The organism is Paraburkholderia sp. J63, from assembly GCF_905220245.1.
Classification (GTDB): Bacteria; Pseudomonadota; Gammaproteobacteria; order Burkholderiales; family Burkholderiaceae; genus Paraburkholderia.
The window spans coordinates 22,811-40,921 of the sequence record NZ_CAJMZF010000020.1; the positions used below are offsets into that span (position 1 = coordinate 22,811).

At 66.1% G+C, this 18,111-nt stretch carries 20 protein-coding genes; 2 read left to right on the forward strand and 18 right to left on the reverse strand.

The annotated features are described in order from the left end of the window. Positions 1–393: 393 nt before the first annotated feature. From U5775_RS21405 to U5775_RS21485, 17 genes are all read right to left on the reverse strand, one after another. Complete coding sequence (locus U5775_RS21405; RefSeq protein ID WP_322060087.1) at positions 394–1,296, reverse strand: transporter; 903 nt, start codon at positions 1,294–1,296, stop codon at positions 394–396. Positions 1,297–1,417: 121 nt separating this feature from the next. After that, positions 1,418–2,239 (reverse strand): alpha/beta fold hydrolase, encoded by an 822-nt coding sequence (locus tag U5775_RS21410; RefSeq protein WP_322060088.1) that lies wholly within the window; start codon positions 2,237–2,239, stop codon positions 1,418–1,420. Positions 2,240–2,274: 35 nt separating this feature from the next. After that, on the reverse strand, positions 2,275–2,466 hold the full coding sequence (locus tag U5775_RS21415; RefSeq protein WP_322060089.1) for a 2-hydroxymuconate tautomerase: 192 nt from the start codon (positions 2,464–2,466) through the stop codon (positions 2,275–2,277). Between the two features lie 20 nt (positions 2,467–2,486). After that, entirely contained in the window at positions 2,487–3,275 is a 789-nt protein-coding gene (gene dmpH / locus U5775_RS21420; protein WP_322060090.1) for a 2-oxo-3-hexenedioate decarboxylase, read from the reverse strand. After that, positions 3,272–4,318, reverse strand: coding sequence for a 4-hydroxy-2-oxovalerate aldolase (dmpG, locus tag U5775_RS21425; RefSeq protein WP_322060091.1), 1,047 nt, complete (start codon positions 4,316–4,318; stop codon positions 3,272–3,274). Before dmpG ends, dmpH begins: the two co-directional genes overlap by 4 nt. 55 nt (positions 4,319–4,373) lie before the next feature. Continuing rightward, a complete protein-coding gene (locus U5775_RS21430) occupies positions 4,374–5,306 on the reverse strand; it encodes an acetaldehyde dehydrogenase (acetylating) (RefSeq protein ID WP_322060092.1) in 933 nt (310 codons plus the stop codon). A 44-nt stretch (positions 5,307–5,350) separates the two neighbouring features. Further along, the gene (gene dmpE / locus U5775_RS21435; RefSeq protein WP_322060093.1) at positions 5,351–6,133 is read right to left on the reverse strand and encodes a 2-oxopent-4-enoate hydratase; all 783 of its coding nucleotides are present in this window, start codon (positions 6,131–6,133) and stop codon (positions 5,351–5,353) included. A 28-nt stretch (positions 6,134–6,161) separates the two neighbouring features. After that, on the reverse strand, positions 6,162–7,673 hold the full coding sequence (locus U5775_RS21440; RefSeq protein ID WP_322060094.1) for a 2-hydroxymuconic semialdehyde dehydrogenase: 1,512 nt from the start codon (positions 7,671–7,673) through the stop codon (positions 6,162–6,164). Between the two features lie 73 nt (positions 7,674–7,746). Continuing rightward, complete coding sequence (locus U5775_RS21445; protein WP_322060095.1) at positions 7,747–8,196, reverse strand: heme-binding protein; 450 nt, start codon at positions 8,194–8,196, stop codon at positions 7,747–7,749. A gap of 24 nt (positions 8,197–8,220) precedes the next feature. After that, complete coding sequence (locus U5775_RS21450) at positions 8,221–9,165, reverse strand: catechol 2,3-dioxygenase (protein WP_322060096.1); 945 nt, start codon at positions 9,163–9,165, stop codon at positions 8,221–8,223. A 17-nt stretch (positions 9,166–9,182) separates the two neighbouring features. Beyond that, positions 9,183–9,539 (reverse strand): 2Fe-2S iron-sulfur cluster-binding protein, encoded by a 357-nt coding sequence (locus tag U5775_RS21455; protein WP_322060097.1) that lies wholly within the window; start codon positions 9,537–9,539, stop codon positions 9,183–9,185. A 1-nt stretch (position 9,540) separates the two neighbouring features. Beyond that, on the reverse strand, positions 9,541–10,599 hold the full coding sequence (locus U5775_RS21460; protein WP_322060098.1) for a 2Fe-2S iron-sulfur cluster binding domain-containing protein: 1,059 nt from the start codon (positions 10,597–10,599) through the stop codon (positions 9,541–9,543). Between the two features lie 25 nt (positions 10,600–10,624). Next, on the reverse strand, positions 10,625–10,981 hold the full coding sequence (locus tag U5775_RS21465) for a phenol hydroxylase subunit P4 (protein ID WP_322060099.1): 357 nt from the start codon (positions 10,979–10,981) through the stop codon (positions 10,625–10,627). 88 nt (positions 10,982–11,069) lie between these two features. After that, on the reverse strand, positions 11,070–12,620 hold the full coding sequence (locus U5775_RS21470; protein ID WP_322060100.1) for an aromatic/alkene/methane monooxygenase hydroxylase/oxygenase subunit alpha: 1,551 nt from the start codon (positions 12,618–12,620) through the stop codon (positions 11,070–11,072). A 43-nt stretch (positions 12,621–12,663) separates the two neighbouring features. Next, complete coding sequence (locus U5775_RS21475) at positions 12,664–12,933, reverse strand: MmoB/DmpM family protein (RefSeq protein ID WP_322060101.1); 270 nt, start codon at positions 12,931–12,933, stop codon at positions 12,664–12,666. Between the two features lie 33 nt (positions 12,934–12,966). Then, entirely contained in the window at positions 12,967–13,962 is a 996-nt protein-coding gene (locus U5775_RS21480; RefSeq protein WP_322060102.1) for a phenol hydroxylase, read from the reverse strand. A 16-nt stretch (positions 13,963–13,978) separates the two neighbouring features. After that, positions 13,979–14,230: a phenol hydroxylase subunit gene (locus tag U5775_RS21485; protein ID WP_415913625.1), complete on the reverse strand. Its 252-nt coding sequence runs from the start codon at positions 14,228–14,230 to the stop codon at positions 13,979–13,981. Between the two features lie 260 nt (positions 14,231–14,490). Here U5775_RS21485 and U5775_RS21490 point away from each other — a divergent pair, with 260 nt between their 5' ends. Continuing rightward, complete coding sequence (locus U5775_RS21490; RefSeq protein WP_322060103.1) at positions 14,491–16,176, forward strand: sigma 54-interacting transcriptional regulator; 1,686 nt, start codon at positions 14,491–14,493, stop codon at positions 16,174–16,176. Position 16,177: 1 nt separating this feature from the next. Continuing rightward, positions 16,178–16,933: a GntR family transcriptional regulator gene (locus U5775_RS21495; protein ID WP_322060104.1), complete on the forward strand. Its 756-nt coding sequence runs from the start codon at positions 16,178–16,180 to the stop codon at positions 16,931–16,933. Positions 16,934–16,981: 48 nt separating this feature from the next. Here the strand turns inward: U5775_RS21495 and U5775_RS21500 are convergent, their stop codons facing one another. Next, positions 16,982–17,920 carry a LysR family transcriptional regulator gene (locus tag U5775_RS21500; protein ID WP_322060105.1) on the reverse strand — a complete coding sequence of 313 codons (939 nt, stop codon included), beginning with the start codon at positions 17,918–17,920 and terminating at the stop codon, positions 16,982–16,984. Positions 17,921–18,111 lie beyond the last annotated feature (191 nt).

An 18,111-nucleotide genomic window follows, 5' to 3' on the forward strand; every position in this document is an offset into this window, starting at 1 on the left:
CGACGTCGTAGTCTCATGCGCCAGCCGCCGCAGGGCGATCCATCAATCGATGTGAAGACGATAGTAGACGTTTGATGCATGACGAACGCACCGAGCCCGTACACCTGGGTACAAGGTGCTGCTGTCGCGCGGGGGAAGATGGGCGGCCTTCGCGAAGCCGTGTCCGGGTTGACGCCGCGTGCGACGCGATGAATATCACTTCGATACTGCTCACGTTGCGAAGTATAGAAAATGGCCCGCTATTTCCAAGGCACTTTATGATGACCGCCGCAATCGATCAGGCGAGATCGATTTCGTGAACGGCATGGTTCACTCGCTGCACCCAGGCGGCCCAATCAGACGAAGCGCCAGGCGCATGCACGCGACAAGACCGCTGCCTGGCGTCACTTCGAGTCAGAACGGGATGACCGCCTTCGCCCACACGGCCTCTCCGGCCGGCCGGTTGCGCACGAAAAACTCCTTCACGACGCGCGCCTCCACGCTGATCTTGCTGAACTGATAGCGAAACCCCGGCCCGATCGCGAACGTCTGGCCGCGAAAACCGTCGCCGTTGACAGGCTGCCCATTCTGCATGTCGTCGGTCGTCTGCTCGATGAAGTAGCCCGATAGCCCGACGCGCGCCTTCGGCGTCATCGCATAACTCGCCGAGTAGTCAAAGTGGAACAGATTTCCCGAGTGGTAATGCGTGTCGTCGTTCGGCGAATTGAAGCTGTATGTGAACTTCGCGGACACCTCGACCTTGTCGTTCGGCAACCAGGACACGCCGAACACCGGCCGCGCGGTGTAGTAGTTCTTGCCCGTGTTCAAGGTCGCATGCACGTCGTACTGGCCGGTCGGAAACACGAACTCGATCGCGGCCACCGTTCGCAGCGCACCCGAGCCCCACGCGATCAGCGCAGGGCTCACGATCAGGTCGCCGAGGTTGGTGCGGTCGAACGATGCGCCGCCTGCGTCCAGCGCGAGATGCTCCATCGGCAGCACCGCATACGCGCCGTAGCGTCCGCCGAGCACCGACAAGTTCGACATCCAGACGACGCGCGGAATCAGCGCGTCCGCGTCGAGCCCGAAACCCGGTACCGAGCTGTTGCCATGCGAATCGTTGAAGCGCGACGCATGGTAATGCGTGTAGTACAGCAGGCCATACAGTCCGGCCGGCGGCAGCGCGCCCGCGAAGAACGCCTCGGCGCCCTCGCCGATCGTATCGCTGCCGCCCTCCGTCGCCGACGCGCCGGTGCTCAACGTGATGCCCACGCACGCCGCGAGCGAGATCAATCCGAATGCCGCCTTACGTTTCATCGATGTCTCCATGATTGGTTCTACTGAATGTCTTTCTTATGTTGATTCAGGCTGGCCTTTCCACGCTGCCGCCGCGCACCGTGGCATCCGATGCGTAACGGCAATGCGCCCCGCCGCTGCGCTACTCGGTGAAATGGTCGGCGACGAGACGGTTGAAACGCGCCGCGTGCTCGATCTGCGTCCAGTGCCCGCACCGGCCGAACACGTGCAGTTGCGCATTGGGCAGCAGTTCGAGCAACCTCATTGAACTCGCGAGCGGAATGACGCGGTCCTCGCGCCCGTGCACGATCAGCGTGTCGTGCGTCAGTGCGCGCAGCTTCGCTTCGTCGCTCGCGAGCGCATCGACCCAGCGCTGCCGCGGCGCCGGAAACATGTTCGCGAACGCCTCCTGGTAGCCGGGCCGCACGCTAGCTTCGTAACGCAGCTTCGCGAGCTCGTCGTTCACGAGCGTGCGGTCGTATGCGAACACGTCGAGCAGCGCGCGCATATTCGCGATCGACGGCGTATAGCCCCACACCGCATCGAGCCCTTCGGTCAGCGTGAAGCGCGTGCCCGCCGCGCCCATCAGCACGAGTCGGCCGACGCGTTGCGGAGCGCGAATCGCGAGCGCGAGCGCCAGTGCGCCGCCGAACGAATTGCCGATCACGTGCGCGCGCTCGACGCCGAGCGCATCGAGCAGGCCGAGCGCATGGTCGACCCAGTTGTCCATCGAATACTGATATCCGGCCGTGCGCTCGGTCTCGCCGAATCCCGCCATGTCCGGCGCGATCACGCGGAACTGCTGTGCGAGCGCGGGCATCGTGAGGCGCCAGTTCGCCCAGGCCGTGACACCCGGCCCCGATCCATGGATCAGCAGCACGGGCGGTCCGTCGCCGACGTCGTGATAGTTCGTGTCGATGCCGCCGGCGACGATCCGGCGCCCAAATTCAGGATTGCTTGACATGACGTTCCCCAGTCGATTGTCGGACGCGGCGCGCATCAGCGCCCGCGCTTTTTTGCGCTCTGCCCGCCGATCCCGAAATGCCCCTTTGGCATCTCGGTGATGATCACGCGCACCGATTCGACCGGCGCATCGAGCGAGCGATGAATGGCCTCAGTAACCTCGGCGATCAGGCGTTCCTTCCTGTCGTCGTCGCGGCCTTCGAGGATGTAGAGATGGGCTACCGGCATGATGGTCTCCTTGTTTTCGTTCAGACGAAGCGCAGGCCGATCGAGCCGATGTCCTGCACGCGCAGCGTCACGCTGTCGCCGGCCGCGACGGCCACCGCCTCGGTGATGCCGCCCGAGAGGATCAGGCTGCCCGCGGGAATCGATTCGCCGCGCGCGCCGAGATGGTTCGCGAGCATCGCGATCGCGGCGGCCGGATGCCCGAGCACGGCCGCGCCCGCGCCGAACGCGACCGGCTGCCCGTTCTTCTCGAGCACGACGCCGAGCGTGCGCAGATCCACGCCGTCCACCGCGAGCGGTCGGCCGCCCGCGACGAAGCGCGCGGCCGAGGTGTTGTCGGCCACCACGCTCTTCAGGTCGAACTTGAAGTCGCGGTAGCGGCTGTCGATCACTTCGATGCCGGCCACCACGAAGTCGGTCGCGGCCAGCACCGCGCCGATATGGCAGCCCGGCCCCTTCAGCTCCGCCTTCGTGACGAACGCGATCTCCGGCTCCACCTTCGGATGGATCAGCGCGGACGTATCGCACTCGCCGCCTTCTGGCAAGTCGTAGAGATCAGTGAGGAATCCGAACACTGGCGTGTCGACACCCATCTGCCGCATCTTCGCGTGGGAGGTCAAACCGGCCTTGTAGCCGACGATCCGCGCGCCGCGCCCGAGCTGCCGGCGGCGGATCGCATCCTGCACCGCATACGCGTCGTCCCAGTCCATCTCCGGATGACGGTCGGTGATCTTCGTCGTGTCGCGCGCTTCGCGCATGCAGTCGTCGAGATGCGCGGCCAGCGATTCGACGATATCGGTCGAGAGGTTCATGCGGCCTCCCGCTTCGCCTGCGCCACGCGCGCCTTCGCGAGCGTCAGCGCGGTGTCTTCGATCATGTCCTCCTGGCCGCCGACCATGCCGCGCCGGCCCAGCTCGACGAGGATGTCGCGCGCGGGAATCCCGTACTTGTCGCCCGCACGCTTCGCGAACAGCAGGAACGAACCGTACACACCCGCATAGCCGAGCGTCAGCGCGTCGCGATCGATGCGGATCGGGAAATCCATCATCGGGACGACGAGATCCTCGGCGACGTCCTGGATCTTCCATACGTCGACGCCGGTCTCGATGCCCATTCGTTCGCATACCGCAACAAATACTTCGAGCGGCGTGTTGCCCGCGCCGGCGCCGAGCCCGGCCGACGCACCGTCGATCCGGTTCGCGCCGGCCTCGATCGCAGCGATCGAGTTCGCGACGCCCATCGCGAGGTTGTGGTGACCGTGAAAGCCCAGCTCGGTCTCGGGCTGCAACGCGTCGCGCACCGCGCCCAGCCGCGCATTCACGTCGTCGGGCAGCATGTAGCCAGCTGAATCGGTGATGTAGATGCAGTTCGCGCCGTACGACTCCATCAGCTTCGCCTGCTTCACGAGTCCTTCCGGGCTGTTCATGTGACTCATCATCAGGAAGCCGACGGTATCCATGTCGAGCTTGCGCGCCATTGCGATGTGCTGTTCGGAGACGTCGGCCTCGGTGCAGTGCGTCGCCACGCGGATCGTGTGCACGCCGAGCGCGTGCGCCTCCTTCAGGTGATCAACGGTGCCGATGCCGGGCAGCAGCAGCGCCGACACCTTCGCGCGCTTGAGCAGCGGGATCACGGCGCCGAGATATTCGGCGTCGGTGTGCGCGGGAAAACCGTAGTTGACCGACGAGCCGCCGAGGCCGTCGCCGTGCGTGACCTCGATCAGCGGCACGCCGGCCGCGTCGAGCCCGCTCGCGATCGAGCGCATCTGGTCGAGCGTCATCTGGTGACGCTTCGGGTGCATGCCGTCACGCAGCGTCATGTCGTGGACGGTGATTCGCTTGCCTTTGAGATTCATTGCCGTTCCTTGTTCGTCGGTTCGTTCGAAATGCGCGGGTGCGCCATGGCCCGCATCACGCCGCTTCCGGAGCCACCGGCACGGCCGGCGCGAGCGCGAGACGGCCCGCGAGCATCTCCTCGGCGAACATCTCGGCGGTGCGCGCGGCGGCGGCCGTCATGATGTCGAGGTTGCCCGCGTATTTCGGCAGGTAGTCGCCGAGACCTTCGACCTCGAGATAGACCGATACGCGCTTGCCGTCGAACACCGGCCCGTTGACGAGCCGGTAGCCCGGCACATAGCGCTGCACGTCGGCGATCATCGCGTGCACCGATTCGACGATGCGCGCCTCGTCGGGCGTGTCCTCGGTCAGGCAGTGCACGGTGTCGCGCATGATCAGCGGCGGCTCGGCCGGGTTGATCACGATGATCGCCTTGCCCTCCTTCGCGCCACCCACCCGCGCGACGGCCGCAGCCGTGGTGCGCGTGAATTCGTCGATGTTCTTGCGCGTGCCGGGGCCAACCGAGCGCGACGACACGGTCGCGACGATCTCGCCGTACGCAACCGGCTGCACGCGCGAGATCGCGCGCACCATCGGAATCGTCGCCTGGCCGCCGCACGTGACCATGTTCACGTTCATCTCGCCGGAGCCGATGTGGTCCTTCAGATTCACGGGCGGCACGCAGTACGGGCCGACCGCGGCCGGCGTCAGGTCGATCATCAGCACGCCGAGCGCGTTGAGCTTGCGGCTGTTTTCCGCGTGCACGTAGGCGCTCGTCGCGTCGAACGCGATCTGCACGCCGTCGGCGAGCACGTGCGGCACGAGGCCGTCGACACCCTCCGCGGTGGTCTTCAGGCCGAGTTCGCGCGCGCGTTTGAGGCCGTCGGAGTCGGGATCGATGCCGACCATCCACACGGGTTCGAGCACGGGGCTGCGCATGAGCTTGGCGAGCAGATCGGTGCCGATATTGCCGGGGCCGATCAGCGCGCAACGGATTTTCCGGGTCATGGGGAAGTCCTTGTTATTCAATAAATGGTTGAGAACGGCGCCGCTCACGCGAAGCGCACCGAACACGCGCCGATCCCGCCGATCGACACGCGGAAGTTGTCGCCAGGTCCGACCGGCGCCATGGCAGCGAGCGCGCCGGACAGGATCACTTCGCCGGCCTTCAGCGCAATGCCGAGGCGGCCGAGCGTATTGGCGAGCCAGGCGACGGCGTTCACCGGCGAGCCGAGCGCGGCCGCGCCCGCGCCGGTGCCGATCACGTCGCCGTTCTTCTCGAACACCATCCCGCAGGTCGCGAGATCGACGCTGCGCGTGCTCACTGCCTTGTCGCCGAGCACGAACACGCCACACGACGCGTTGTCCGCCACGGTGTCGCCGATGCGGATCTTCCAGTCGCGGATGCGCGAATCGACGATCTCGAAGCACGGCATCACGCATTCGGTCGCGGCCAGCACCATCGCATTCGTCACGCCGGGGCCGAGCAAATCGCGCTTGAGCACGAACGCGATCTCGCCTTCGGCCTTCGGCTGGATCAGCGTGTCGAGCGCGATGCACTCGCCTTCGCCGTACACCATCCCCGAGAGCAGGTAGCCGAAGTCGGGCTGGTACACGCCGAGCATGTCCATCACGGCCTTCGACGTCACGCCGATCTTCTTGCCGATGACGGTCTCGCCCGCATCGAGTCGGCGCTGCACGAAGCGCTGCTGGATCCGGTAGGCGTCGTCGACCGACAGGTCCTCGTGCTGCGAGCTCAGCGGCGCGATGGGCGTGCGCGACGTCATCGCGTCGTACAGCCGGTCGCCCAGTGCGGTGATCAATGTGGAGTCCATATGAATCGTCCGGTCGAAAAAAATGGGATCAGAGCTTGATGCAGACGTTGCGCAGTTCCGTGTAGAACTCGAGCGAATGCACGCCGCCCTCGCGGCCGATGCCCGATTGCTTCGCGCCGCCGAATGCAGTGCGCAGGTCGCGCAGGAACCACGAGTTGACCCACGCGATGCCGACGTCGATCGACGCCGCGACGCGATGCGCGCGCGACAGGTTGCTCGTCCAGATCGCGGTCGACAGCCCGTACGCATTCGCATTCGCGCGGCCGATCACCTCGGCTTCGGTGTCGAACGGCATCACGAGCGCGCACGGCCCGAAGATCTCGTCGCGTGCGATTGGAGAATCGTCGCCGAGGCCGGTCCAGAGGGTCGGCTGCACCCACGCGCCGTCGCGCAGGTCGTCCGGCATGTGGGGTATGCCGCCGCCCGTCACGACCGTCGCGCCGAGTTCGACGGCCTTGCGGTAATACGACAGCACCTTGTCGCGATGTTCCTGGCTGATGAGCGGCCCGATGCCGGTCGTCTCCGCTTCCGGCCGGCCCGGCTGCAACTGCTCGGCGCCGGCCTTCAGCGCGGCGACGAAACGCTCGAACAGCGGACGCTCGACATAGACGCGCTCGGTGCCGAGGCAGACCTGCCCCGCGTTCGCGAAGCACGAGCGCAGCGTGCCTTCGACGGCCGCGTCGAAATCGCAATCGGCGAACACGATCGCCGCATTCTTGCCGCCCATCTCGAGGCTCACGGGCCGCGCGCCGTCGGCCGCGGCCTTCATGATCGCCGCGCCCGTGCGCGTCTCGCCGGTGAATGTGATCGCGTTCACGCCCGGATGCGTCGTCAGGAATTCGCCGGCCGAACCGGGCCCGAAGCCGTGCACGACGTTGTAGACGCCGCGCGGCACGCCCGCCGCGTTCATCACCTCGCCGAGCAGCGCGGCCGTCTGCGGCGTTTCTTCGGACGGCTTGACGACCACCGTGTTGCCGCACGCGAGCGCGGGCCCGACCTTCCACGTCATCAGCAGCAGCGGCAGGTTCCACGGGCAGATCACGCCGACCACGCCGACCGGCCGCCGGATCGCGTAATTGAGCGCGCCCGCGCCGTCCGGCGTCGCCATTTCGAAGGTTTCGCCGGGCACGTTCTTCACGACGTCGGCGAACACCTTGAAGTTCGCGGCGCCGCGCGGGATGTCGATATGGCTCGCGAGGCTTACCGGCTTGCCGGTGTCGGCCACCTCGGCTTCGAGGAAGTCGTCGAAGCGGCGCGTGATGCCGTCGGCGACCGCGTACAGGATCTCGACGCGCTGCGCGACGGTGAGGCCGCCCCACGGCCCCGCCAGCGCCGCGCGCGCCGCCTGCACGGCCGCGTCGACATCGGCGCGGCTCGCTTCGGCCACGCGCGCGATCAATGCGTTATCGAGCGGCGAGCGCTTGTCGAACCAGCGCTCGCCCGCGCGATAGTCGCCGTCGATGAAGTTGCGGACGAGCCGCGGTTCCGGCTGCCCGCCGGCGGGGCCGCGTGTCGCGGCTTTCGATTCTGTGTCGTACATGATGTGTCTGCCGAGAGTCGTGAATCCGTGATCCGTTGAGTTCGTGAGGCGTTCGCGTTCCGTGTGCCGCGCCTCACGGACCGCCAAAGCCGGCTGCTTCGAGACCCGCGTGCGCGCATTGCTCGTCCTGCGCCTCGCTGCCGCCCGACACGCCGATGCCGCCGATCAGCACGCCGTCCTCGACGACTGGCAGCCCGCCGCCGAACGCAACGAAGCGCGCGCGCAGCACGAGCCCCTGGCGCACGGCCTCCGAATGTGTGGCCAGCGCGTCGTGCCACGCACCGGTCGGCAAGCCGAAGCTCGCGGCCGTGTACGCCTTGTCGATCGCGATGTCGATCGAATGCAGCGGCGCGCCGGGCATCCGCACGAATGCCGCCAGCAAGCCGCCCGCATCGACGACGGCGACGTTCACGCGCACGCCGAGCCGCTCGGCGGCCTGCGCCGCCGCCTGCGCGGCGCGCGACGCGGCGGGCCAGTCGATCACGCGCGTGCCCACGCTGTGGGTCGAATCATTGCGAGCCATGACGCTGCGCTCCTGTGCGGGGGGTCAGGTATAGACGGTCGTGAACGCTTCGTTCAGTTCACCGGAGTGGAAGAAGATTCCGCGCCCGAGCTGGTCCTCGGTCCACGTCGTGACCGGGCGATCGGGCTGCGCGAGATAGCCGAGCCCCGCAAAGGTCTCGTTGCGGTTGCCGCTCGGATCGAAGAAGTAGATGGTGGTGCCGCGCGTGATGCCGTGGCGCGTCGGCGCGACGTCGATCTTCACCTTGTTCTTCGCCATCACGTCGGCCGACTTCAGCACGTCGGCCCAGTCGTCGAGGAAGAACGCGATGTGATGCAGCCCGTTGCGCGGGCCGCCGACAAACGCAATGTCGTGCGGCGTCGTGCTGCGGAACATCCACGTCGCGGCCTGGATCGTGTTGCCGGGGCCGACCATCACCTGCTCGGCGAGGTGGAAATCGAGGCACTCGGCCATGAAGCGCGTGTTCTCCTCGACGCGGTTCACGGCCGCCTCCGGATTCAGCTCGCACATCAGCAGGCAGTGATCGAGCCAGTGCACGGCCGAGCCCGGAATGTCGTCGGGCCACGGATCGGGATTCAGCGAGCCCACCGCGGTGCCGACCAGTTCCTTCTTCGCGAACAGGCGCAGCTCGTGCCCGCTCGGCAGCAGGAAGCGCAACTGGCGGCCCACGCCCGGCAGCGCGCCTTCGGGCAGCATCTCGGTCGCGATCCCGTAGGCCTCGATACGCTGCCTGAGCGCGTCGAGGTCCGCGTCATGCTCGACCTTGTACGCGGCATGCTTGAGCCCCGCCTGGTCGGACGGCGAGAGGATCAGCGAATACTTGTCCCATTCGTCCCAGCATTTCAGGTAGACGTTGCCGGCCGCGTCGCGCATCGTTTCCTGCATGCCGAGCACGCGCAGGTAATGCCGCAACGCCGCTTCCATGTCCATCACCTTCAGATTGACATGACCAATACGCATCACACCCATGGTGAGTCTCCTCCAGATTACTTTTTAAGAACCGGCGCCCCGGCACAGGCCGAGCCGCAAAAGAAAGGCTTCTTCAGCCGGCCGGCCACTTCCAGCTCGACGTCGCCGTCCGGCGCCACGCGGCACGCGAGCGCATAACCTTCGCTCTCCTCATCGGCGCTCACGTGTGCGCGGCTGATCGGCCCGAGCTTGCGCACCGCGCCGCGCAGCACGCGCACCTTGCACATGCCGCAGCCGCCGTTCAGGCAGCCGACCGGAATGCCGCGCCGCCCGAGCCTTGCCATCCCGGCCAGCAGCGACTCGCCGCTCGCGCACGCATAGCGCTCGTCGGTCTGCGCGATCGTGACCGTCCCGCATACGCGGCTCGCGTCCATGTCACACCCGGCGGAACAGCGGGCTGCGCGTCTGCTGCGCGTCGGCCGCCGAGATGAACTTCTCGTGATAGATGTCGCGCTCGAACAGGCGGCCCTGCATTAGCGCGGTGATGCACGCGTCGATCATCGCGGGCGGCCCGCACAGGTAGGCCTGGTGGCCCGAGAAGTCGCCGTCGAAGTGCGCCTTCGCGACGTCGTGCACGAACCCTTGCGCGACGCCCTCGCCCGATGCGCCTTCGGACAGCGCGGGCACATAGGTGAAGTTCGGGTAATGTTCGGCGAGCGCGCGGAATTCGTCGTGGTAATAGAGCTCTTTCGCGTTGCGCTGCCCGTAGACCAGCGTGATCGGCGCAGTCACGCCGGCGGCGAGCAGGTCCGCGATCATCGAGCGCGGGCTCGACAGGCCCGAGCCGCCGGCCATGAAGATCATCGGCAGAGCCGCCGAACGGCGCACGAAGAAGCGGCCATACGGACCCGAGAGGCGCACGCGCTCGCCAGTCGCAAGCTGCTCGTGCAGATAGCCGGTGCCGAGCCCGCCTGGGACTTGCCGCACGTTCAGTTCGATCTCGCCGGTCGCCGCGACATCGGCCGGCGAATTCGCAATCGAAAACGCGCGGCTCTGCCCGAGGCCGGGAATCTCGAGCTGCACGTACTGGCCCGCCTGGAAATGGATCGGCTGCGAGAGCTTCAGCCGGATCGACTTGATGGTCGGCGTCAATTGTTCGATGTGCGTAACGTCGGCCGCGAAATCCTTGACCGGGATGATCTCCGCGTCCGGATCCTCGTCGACGTCGGCCTCGATCACGGTGTCGGCCTGCAGCGTCGCGCAGCACGCGAGCGCCTTGCCTTCCTCGCGCTCGAAGTCCATCAGCGCGAACGGGTTCGCGTCGCCGAGATCGGTCTCGCCGTCGAGCACGGCGACCTTGCAGGTCCCGCACAGCCCGTGACAGCACGCATGCGGAATATAGATGCCCTGGCGCAGCGCCGCGTCGAGCATCGTCTGCCCTTCCTCGACCTCGATCGTGACGCCCAGCGGCTCGATGGTAAGTTGGTGGCTCATGATGGTTCGCCCGTCCACGTGACGATCAGAAACTCGCGCCGCCGAGGCCGTCGAGGCCCGGCGTGCGGAAGCTGATCAGGTCCTTGTGCCCGAGGCCGTTGCCGGCCAGGCTCTGCGCCGCGTCCGGCGTCCACGGCTCGCCGGAGCGGAACCACTCGACGCGGTCCCAGTCGATCTTCGCGAAGTCCGGGTGGTAGCCGTAGACGGACGGCAGCACATCGCTGGCGAGCGCGCCGAACGGCAAGTCCGGCGGCAGCGGCAGGCAGAACGGCGCCGGGAACATCAGATGGTCTTCCCAGCACACGTACAAGAGCGGCGCCGGAAACTTCCCGACCGCGTCCTTGATCGGGAAGTCGTAGGGTTTGAGCGCGATAACGGCCATGCTTGTCTCCTGTCGGCCGGCGTTCGCGCGTGCGTGTTTCCGCGCGTGCGCCGGTCTCGTTCGAGGTTGCGTATTGATTGCGTATGGATCAGTTGCTCGTGGCCTGGCCGCGCCATGCCGCGAAGTTCTTCTGGTCTTCCGAGCCTTCGAAATCGAGGTTGTCGCGGCCCATGCCCAACTCGTAGTAGTCGAGCACCGCGGCGAGCGGATCGAAGCCTTCGGCAGCCGGATCCGCATCAGGCGGGAAACAGTTCCCCTGATAGATCTGATGCACGGGCAGCCACGCCTGCACGTATTTCTGCGGCTCGTGATCGAAGATTTCCTTGCAGTGGTCGCTGCAGAAATGGAACTTGTTGCCGAGGTAGTCCGACTCGCGCGCGCCAATCTTTCGGGGGTTGCCGGGCTCGGAGAACAGCATTGGAATCTGGCAGGTCTGGCACAGCATCGGCAGCGTCTTCATGTAGAAGCGGTTGTCCGCCTTCGCCTGCTCGCCCCAGTAGTCGAAGCGCGGCCGGTAGTAACGGTCGAACGAATCCGGATACTTCGCGGACAGCCACGCCATCTCGTCTTCGGTCGGCACCCACGTGTGGAAGGCGGAAGCCGCGTTGAACCCGTAGAACGTCGACCACGCCTGGTGGCTGATGTGGTCCTTGCCTTCGCACGCGTCCTGCCAGCCCTTCGGCTCGCGAATGCCGTAGCGCGCGAGATCCTTGAACAGCGCGCCGCCGTTCTGCTCCGCGTACATCTCCCACGATTCGCGCCAGCTCATCACGCGCTTGGGCTGCATGTAGTCCATCATCATCGCGACGAGCGTGAGCAGCCGGTAGCCGCGCCAGAACCATTTGTCGATCCAGCGCTGCACGATCGGCACGTTGCCCGGGTCCTGTTCGAGCATGAACTTGATGCACTCGATGCCGAGCGTCATGTGGCGCGACTCGTCCGACTGCGCGGAGAAGCCGAACGTCACGGTCGACATGTCGCCGTTGTACGCGGCACCCGACATGAACGGCACGAACAGCAGGTTCGTCAGCACGTACTCGAACGAGAAGCTGACCGCGGTCAGGAACTCGAACGGTCCGGCCGAATACGCATCCTCGAAGAACGACTTCGGCACCGACAGGTACCACACGCGATCGAACCAGTGGTTCGAGTGATGGAAGCCGTTGAAGAACTTGTTGTAGGTCGACATCGCGTGCGTTTCGGTCTGGTAGTGCCGCAGCTCGTCGATCGACTGCATCTGGCACGCGATGCGCGCGCCCTCGCCCGTGAAGTGCCGGCCCACGTGCGCGAAGCCGCGATGCGCGAGGTATTCGAGCGGCGTCACGCCCTGGATGAACAGCTTCAGCGCGTTGATGTAGCGCGCGTCGGTCACGCCGAGAAACGCGTTGTTCTGCGTGAACGCGTCGATCACCGCGTACAGCTTCTTTTCCTTCTCGCCCTGGTATTTCCAGTACGCGTCCATCGTCAGGCGGAACGGGTCGACCCACTTGTCCCAGTCGTGAATCTTGATGCCCTCGTAGCGGTCGTACGGAAAGACCTTGTCCATCGGCTGGTAGGTGGTCTCCCAGCCGAGGCCGCGCGTCATCGCCGCGTAGCGTTCTTTCAGGCCGAGCTTTTTCTTGAGCGTTGGCGTGTCCATTCGTGTCTCCGGTGTTGTCGGCGCGCGTGGCGCGATGTTCGTTTCAGTGCGACCAGCTCAGCGTGAACTCGTCGTCGTCCTCGTCGATGTGGCCCGACAGCGTGATCAGGTTCACCTGGATCTGCTGCAGGTCGAAGCACGTGCCGGTGAGTTCCTCGATCGTGTCGCGGCGGATCGTCAAGCGGTCCGGCGAATCGATCTTCACCATGCCGGGCGATTCGACGACCACCGCGTTCGGGTTGTCCGCCACGATCGCCTCGACGATTGGTCTGGACTCCTCATTGGCCTGAAAGGCGATGAATACGTTTGACATGCGGGTTTCCTCGAATAAGGGAGGGGCGTCGGCTCAGAGCGCGATGCCGAGTTTGCCGACGCGGGCGCGGAACTGCTCGCCCGCTTCGTCGAGCGCCGCGGCGCCGGCGTCACGCAGTGCGCGCCCGGCCAGCGGCGCCAGCGCGTCGTGTGCACGCGCCGACCAGTCGCGCGTCCAGCGCGCGAGCAACGCGCGGTTGTCGTCCGATTCGGCCGCCATCGTCTTCACGACCGCATCGACCCAGCGGTTCGATTCCGTGTGCCATTCGGGCATGAACGCGGTCAGCATCGCGACGGCCGAGCCGCCGGCGAGCGCGATCCGTTCATCGACGAAACGGTCATAGACGAGCGGATACAGCAGGCCGTCGAGCGCGAGGTTCTGCGCGATAAACAGCTCGACCGGGTCGGCGACGACGAAGGTGTCCTCGACATAGCGGCGCAGCGGCTGCCACGCGGCGTCGGTCTCCCATGCGGCCTTTGCCGCGTCGAGCGCATCGGGCCCGGACATCGACAGCGCGAGACGCGTCAGGTATTGCGCGACGCCCAGGTTGTCCATCGCATGGAACATCGCGGCCGCGGTGAATACGGTGCCGTAGCCGAGCGCGCAGATCTGCGCGTTGTTCATGTTCGCGCCCCATGCCGCATGGCGCAGCGGCACCAGGATCTCGAGTGCGTGCGCGGCAACCTCGTCGGGCATCAGGTCGATCATCCGGCGCGACTCGACGAACTCGAAGTTCGACTCCATCGTGTCCTGCTGGCGCGCCCGAGCGGTCGCCCACGATGCGTAGTAGAACTGGCGCGGATCCTTCAGCGCATACCAGTTCTCCATGCGGATCGCGGTGCGCGACGCGTCGAAGATCTCGTGATCGGGGTCCCAGGTCGGGCGGTAATGGAAGTTCGCCTGGGGCTGCGCGCCCATCATCCCTTCCTGGTAGCGTGTCGCCGTCTTGTCGCCGCCGATATGCCGCGCCACGTGCGCGAAGGTGTGCCGCAGCGGCTTGATGTCGACAGTCTTCAGCTCGATGGTCACTTCTTGCTCCTCAAGGTCATGGGTTCGCTTGGTCCAGCCGCGTCACGCGCTGCTCCACGCAGAACGCGTCGAACGCGGCAGGAGGCAACGTCAGCTCGACGGCGAGCTCCGGTGCGCCGCCGATCGAAAGCTCGAATTCGACGAAGCCGCGGCTGTTGGTGCCGGTCACCCGGACGTACTTGCAGCCCGGATCGAACGGGGGTTGATCGGTTGTCGTTTGATTCATGATCGGTGTCGCCTCCATGCCGCACTTCAATGCAGCATCCATGCCACCTTCGTCCGTCCCCGCAAAAAATCTCGATAATTCAGGGAAAGCCCTGAAACAAAATTCGTATTCGCGAAGCACAATGCCGGTTAACCAGAATGGAAACCTGCTCCGGATCGCCGCACCAAACCCCGATCCATTGGCGCCTTTTCATCATTTGAGCAACCGGGCAAGATGCATTTGATCAAATGAGCAAATCGCCGTCCGGCGGCGCAGCCGGCAGCTGAATTCCAGAAAATCACGAGATATTCGACGGAGACGACATGACGCGGTCCAGCCTGCCCCCTTTGCCGCCGGACACCGACCTGCGCAAGCTGATTCACTTTTCAGCGAGCGACGGCCGCATCTGGCTCGCCGGCCAGCGGATGGTGCTGCTGCATGCCGGCGCGCTGGCCACGCTGCGCCGGGAACTGATGGAAAGCGTCGGGCCGGCGCAGACGCGGCGCTTCCTCACGCGCGTGGGCTTCGCGGCCGGCGAGCGCGACGCGGCGCTCGCGCGCGAGATCCGCAGCGGCGCCTCGCTGTTCGACATCTTCCATGTCGGCCCGCAACTGCACATGCTCGAAGGCGCGGTGCAGGTCACGCCGGTGCGCTTCGACGCCGATCCGGTGACGGGCGCGTTCCACTTCGAATACCGTTGGGAACATTCGTGGGAGGCCGACGTGCACCGCCGCACGTTCGGCCCGCAGTCCGAACCCGTGTGCTGGATGCTGATCGGCTATGCGACCGGCTATACGAGCGCGTTCTTTGGCCGCCAGATCCTGTTCAAGGAGACGGCCTGCGTCGGCATGCACGACTCGCATTGCACGATCGTCGGCAAGCCGGCCGAGGACTGGCCCGATGCGGAAGAAATCTCGTCGTGGTTCAAGCCCGACTCGCTGATCAATACGATCCGCGACCTGCAGACCGAAGTCGAATCGCTGCGCCTCGAGATCGCGCCCGACGACGACCGGACCCGGCTCGTCGGCCGCTCCGAAGCCTTCCGCGCGGCCTACGGGCTGCTCGAAACGGCCGCGCCGACCAAGGTCGCCGTGCTGCTGACCGGCGAAACGGGCGTCGGCAAGGAGCGCTTCGCGCGGGCGCTGCACAGCCTCAGCCCGCGTGCCGCGAAGCCGTTCGTCGCGATCAACTGCGCGGCGATCCCGCATGCGCTGATCGAATCCGAACTGTTCGGCGCGGAGAAAGGCGCGTTTACCGGCTCGCAGGCCGCGCGTGCCGGGCGCTTCGAACGCGCGGACGGCGGCACGCTGTTCCTCGACGAGATCGGCGAGCTGCCGCTCGACGTGCAGGCCAAACTGTTGCGCGTGCTCCAGGAAGGCGAGGTCGAACGGCTCGGCGCGACGCAAAGCCGGAAGGTCGACGTGCGCGTGGTCGCGGCGACCAACCGCGATCTCGAACAGGCGGTGCGCGACGGCAGCTTCCGCGCCGATCTCTACTACCGTATCAACGTCTACCCGGTGCTGATCCCGCCGCTGCGCGAGCGTCAGGACGACATCGCGCTGCTCGCCGACGCGATGCTCGCGCGCTTCGCGTCGCTGCACGGCAAGCCGGCGCCGACGCTGACCGACTACGCGTACGACGCGCTGCGCGGCTACCGCTGGCCTGGCAACGTGCGCGAGCTCGAGAACCTGATCGAGCGCGCGGTGATCCTGTCGCGCCCGAACCGTCCAGTCGACGCGAAGGACCTGTTCCCCGGCGTCGGTTCGCCCGGCGGCGCCACGGTCGACCATGCGGGGCAGATCCGGCCGCCGTCCGCGATGACGATCGACTGCGCGAGCCTGCTCGACCAGTTGCAAGGCGGCGGCCTCGAAGGGCTCGAACGGGCGCTGCTGCATGAAGCCGTCGAGCGCGCGAAGGGCAACCTGTCGGCCGCCGCGCGCCTGCTCGGGCTCACGCGCGCGCAACTCAGCTATCGCCTCAACCGCAATCAGGACCAGGAGGACGTGTGACATGAACACCATCCTGCCCGCGCATCCGTCGGCCGCCCTGCTGACCGGCGACGCGCTACCCGCGACCGACCCGGCCGCCGACGATGCAATCGAACCGCATGCGCGCACCCTCAGCGAGCATGCCTACCACCAGCTTCGGCAACATATCGTCGAAGGACACTACCCGCCGGGCGCGAAACTGCGCGTCGAGCATCTGAAGACGGTGTACGGCGTGGGCGCGGCCACGCTGCGCGAGGCGCTCACGCGGCTCGTCAGCGATGCGCTCGTGGTCGCCGAAGGGCAGCGCGGGTTTCGCGTCACGCCGATGTCGGTTGCGGACCTGGAGGCGATCACGCGGTTGCGCATTCACATCGAGGTCGACGCGCTGCGCGAATCCGTGCGATACGGGGACGCCGCGTGGGAGCAGCGCGTGCGGCAAAGCTTCGAGATGCTCTCGGCGTGGGAGCAGCCGGTGTCGATCGCGCACCGGGCCGCGTGGGAAGCCTGTAACCGGCGCTTTCACGAAGCACTGATCTCGGCGGCCGCGTCGTCGTGGACCTATCTGATCCTGCGCATGCTGTCGCAGCAGAGCGAGCGTTACCGGCGCGTGTGCATCGGCCTCGGCAATTCCACGCGCGACGTGCATGCGGAACACACCTGTTTGTTCGAAGCCGCGATGCGGCGCGCCGATGCGCGCGCGGCGCTGGCGCTCGAAGACCATATCGGTGCGACGCTCGCGGTGGTTCGCAACGCGCCGCCGGGCGCGTTGCCGTTCTAGACGACGCGCAGGCCAGCGCGCGGCGGCGCTGCGCCCACCCGCAAATTATTACGTACTCCGCACCGAAGAACGCACCCCGGAACCGGACTTGCGCAACGTCGACTGAAACCACACGACGAATTCACGTGTCGTCGCGGTCATCATGTCGATCGCCGGATACGCGATGCACATCGTTGCCGTCGGCATGGGCCCCGTGACCCGCAGGCGCTTCATCGCCCCCTCTTCCTCGCGCTTGCACAGTGCGTTCATGCCGGCATCCGTCCATGCGGAGACGACGTCGAGACGCCCGGCCAGCTCGATGTACATCGCGAGCGACGAACACTGAATGATCCGTGCCGGCGGCGCCAGCCCGTGCTGCCCGAACAGCGTCGAAACGAGGCTATGGGTGTCGATCACGGGATCCAGTACCAGCCACGACATCTCCCGCAACTCGCGGATGCCGACTTCGCCGGGGCCTCGATAGCGTGAGCTGACCGCAAGCGTGATTCCGAGCGTGTAGAGCGGCGTAACGTCGAAATGCGGCGAGCGTTCGGGCTCGTTGTATTGCGCAAAGAGCGCGACGTCGAGCGTGCCGTCGCGCAGACCGCTCGCCATCAGATGCGGACGCAGTTCGAGCACGCGCAGTTGCACCTCGGGATGCGCGTCCGAGAAAGCCGTGATGGTTTCGGCGAAATCCGCCGTCGCCGCGGGCGGCGTAATCGCGATCGTGAGAGAGCCGTTGAACACACCGCGAGTTGCTTCGGCATCCTCTACAATCCGGCGCACCTCACGATCGATCAAGCGTGCCCGCGCCAATACCGCAAGCCCGAATTCAGTCAGCGTCGCGCCTCGTGCGGAACGCACGAGCAGCGCCACGCCAAGCTCGTTTTCGAGTTCGATGATCGCGCGGCTGACGCCCGGCTGGGTCACGTTCAACTGCTCGGCAGCGGCAAGCAAGCTTCCCGTCTCCTGCACGGCCAGCAACGCAGTGAGTTGTTTGAGCTTCATGATGGGCATCCGGCGCAGAGCTATAACGATTCAGCATAGCTCAAAAAATTCCTGCTTTGTTTTCGATATTTTGGCAGGAAAACATCTCGTCAGAACCCAAAAACGCTCACGGAGACGCCAGTGCAAATTTCATCGGTACAACCTTCGCCCGATCGTGCGGATACGGGCACGCGCGCGACGACCAGAAAAAT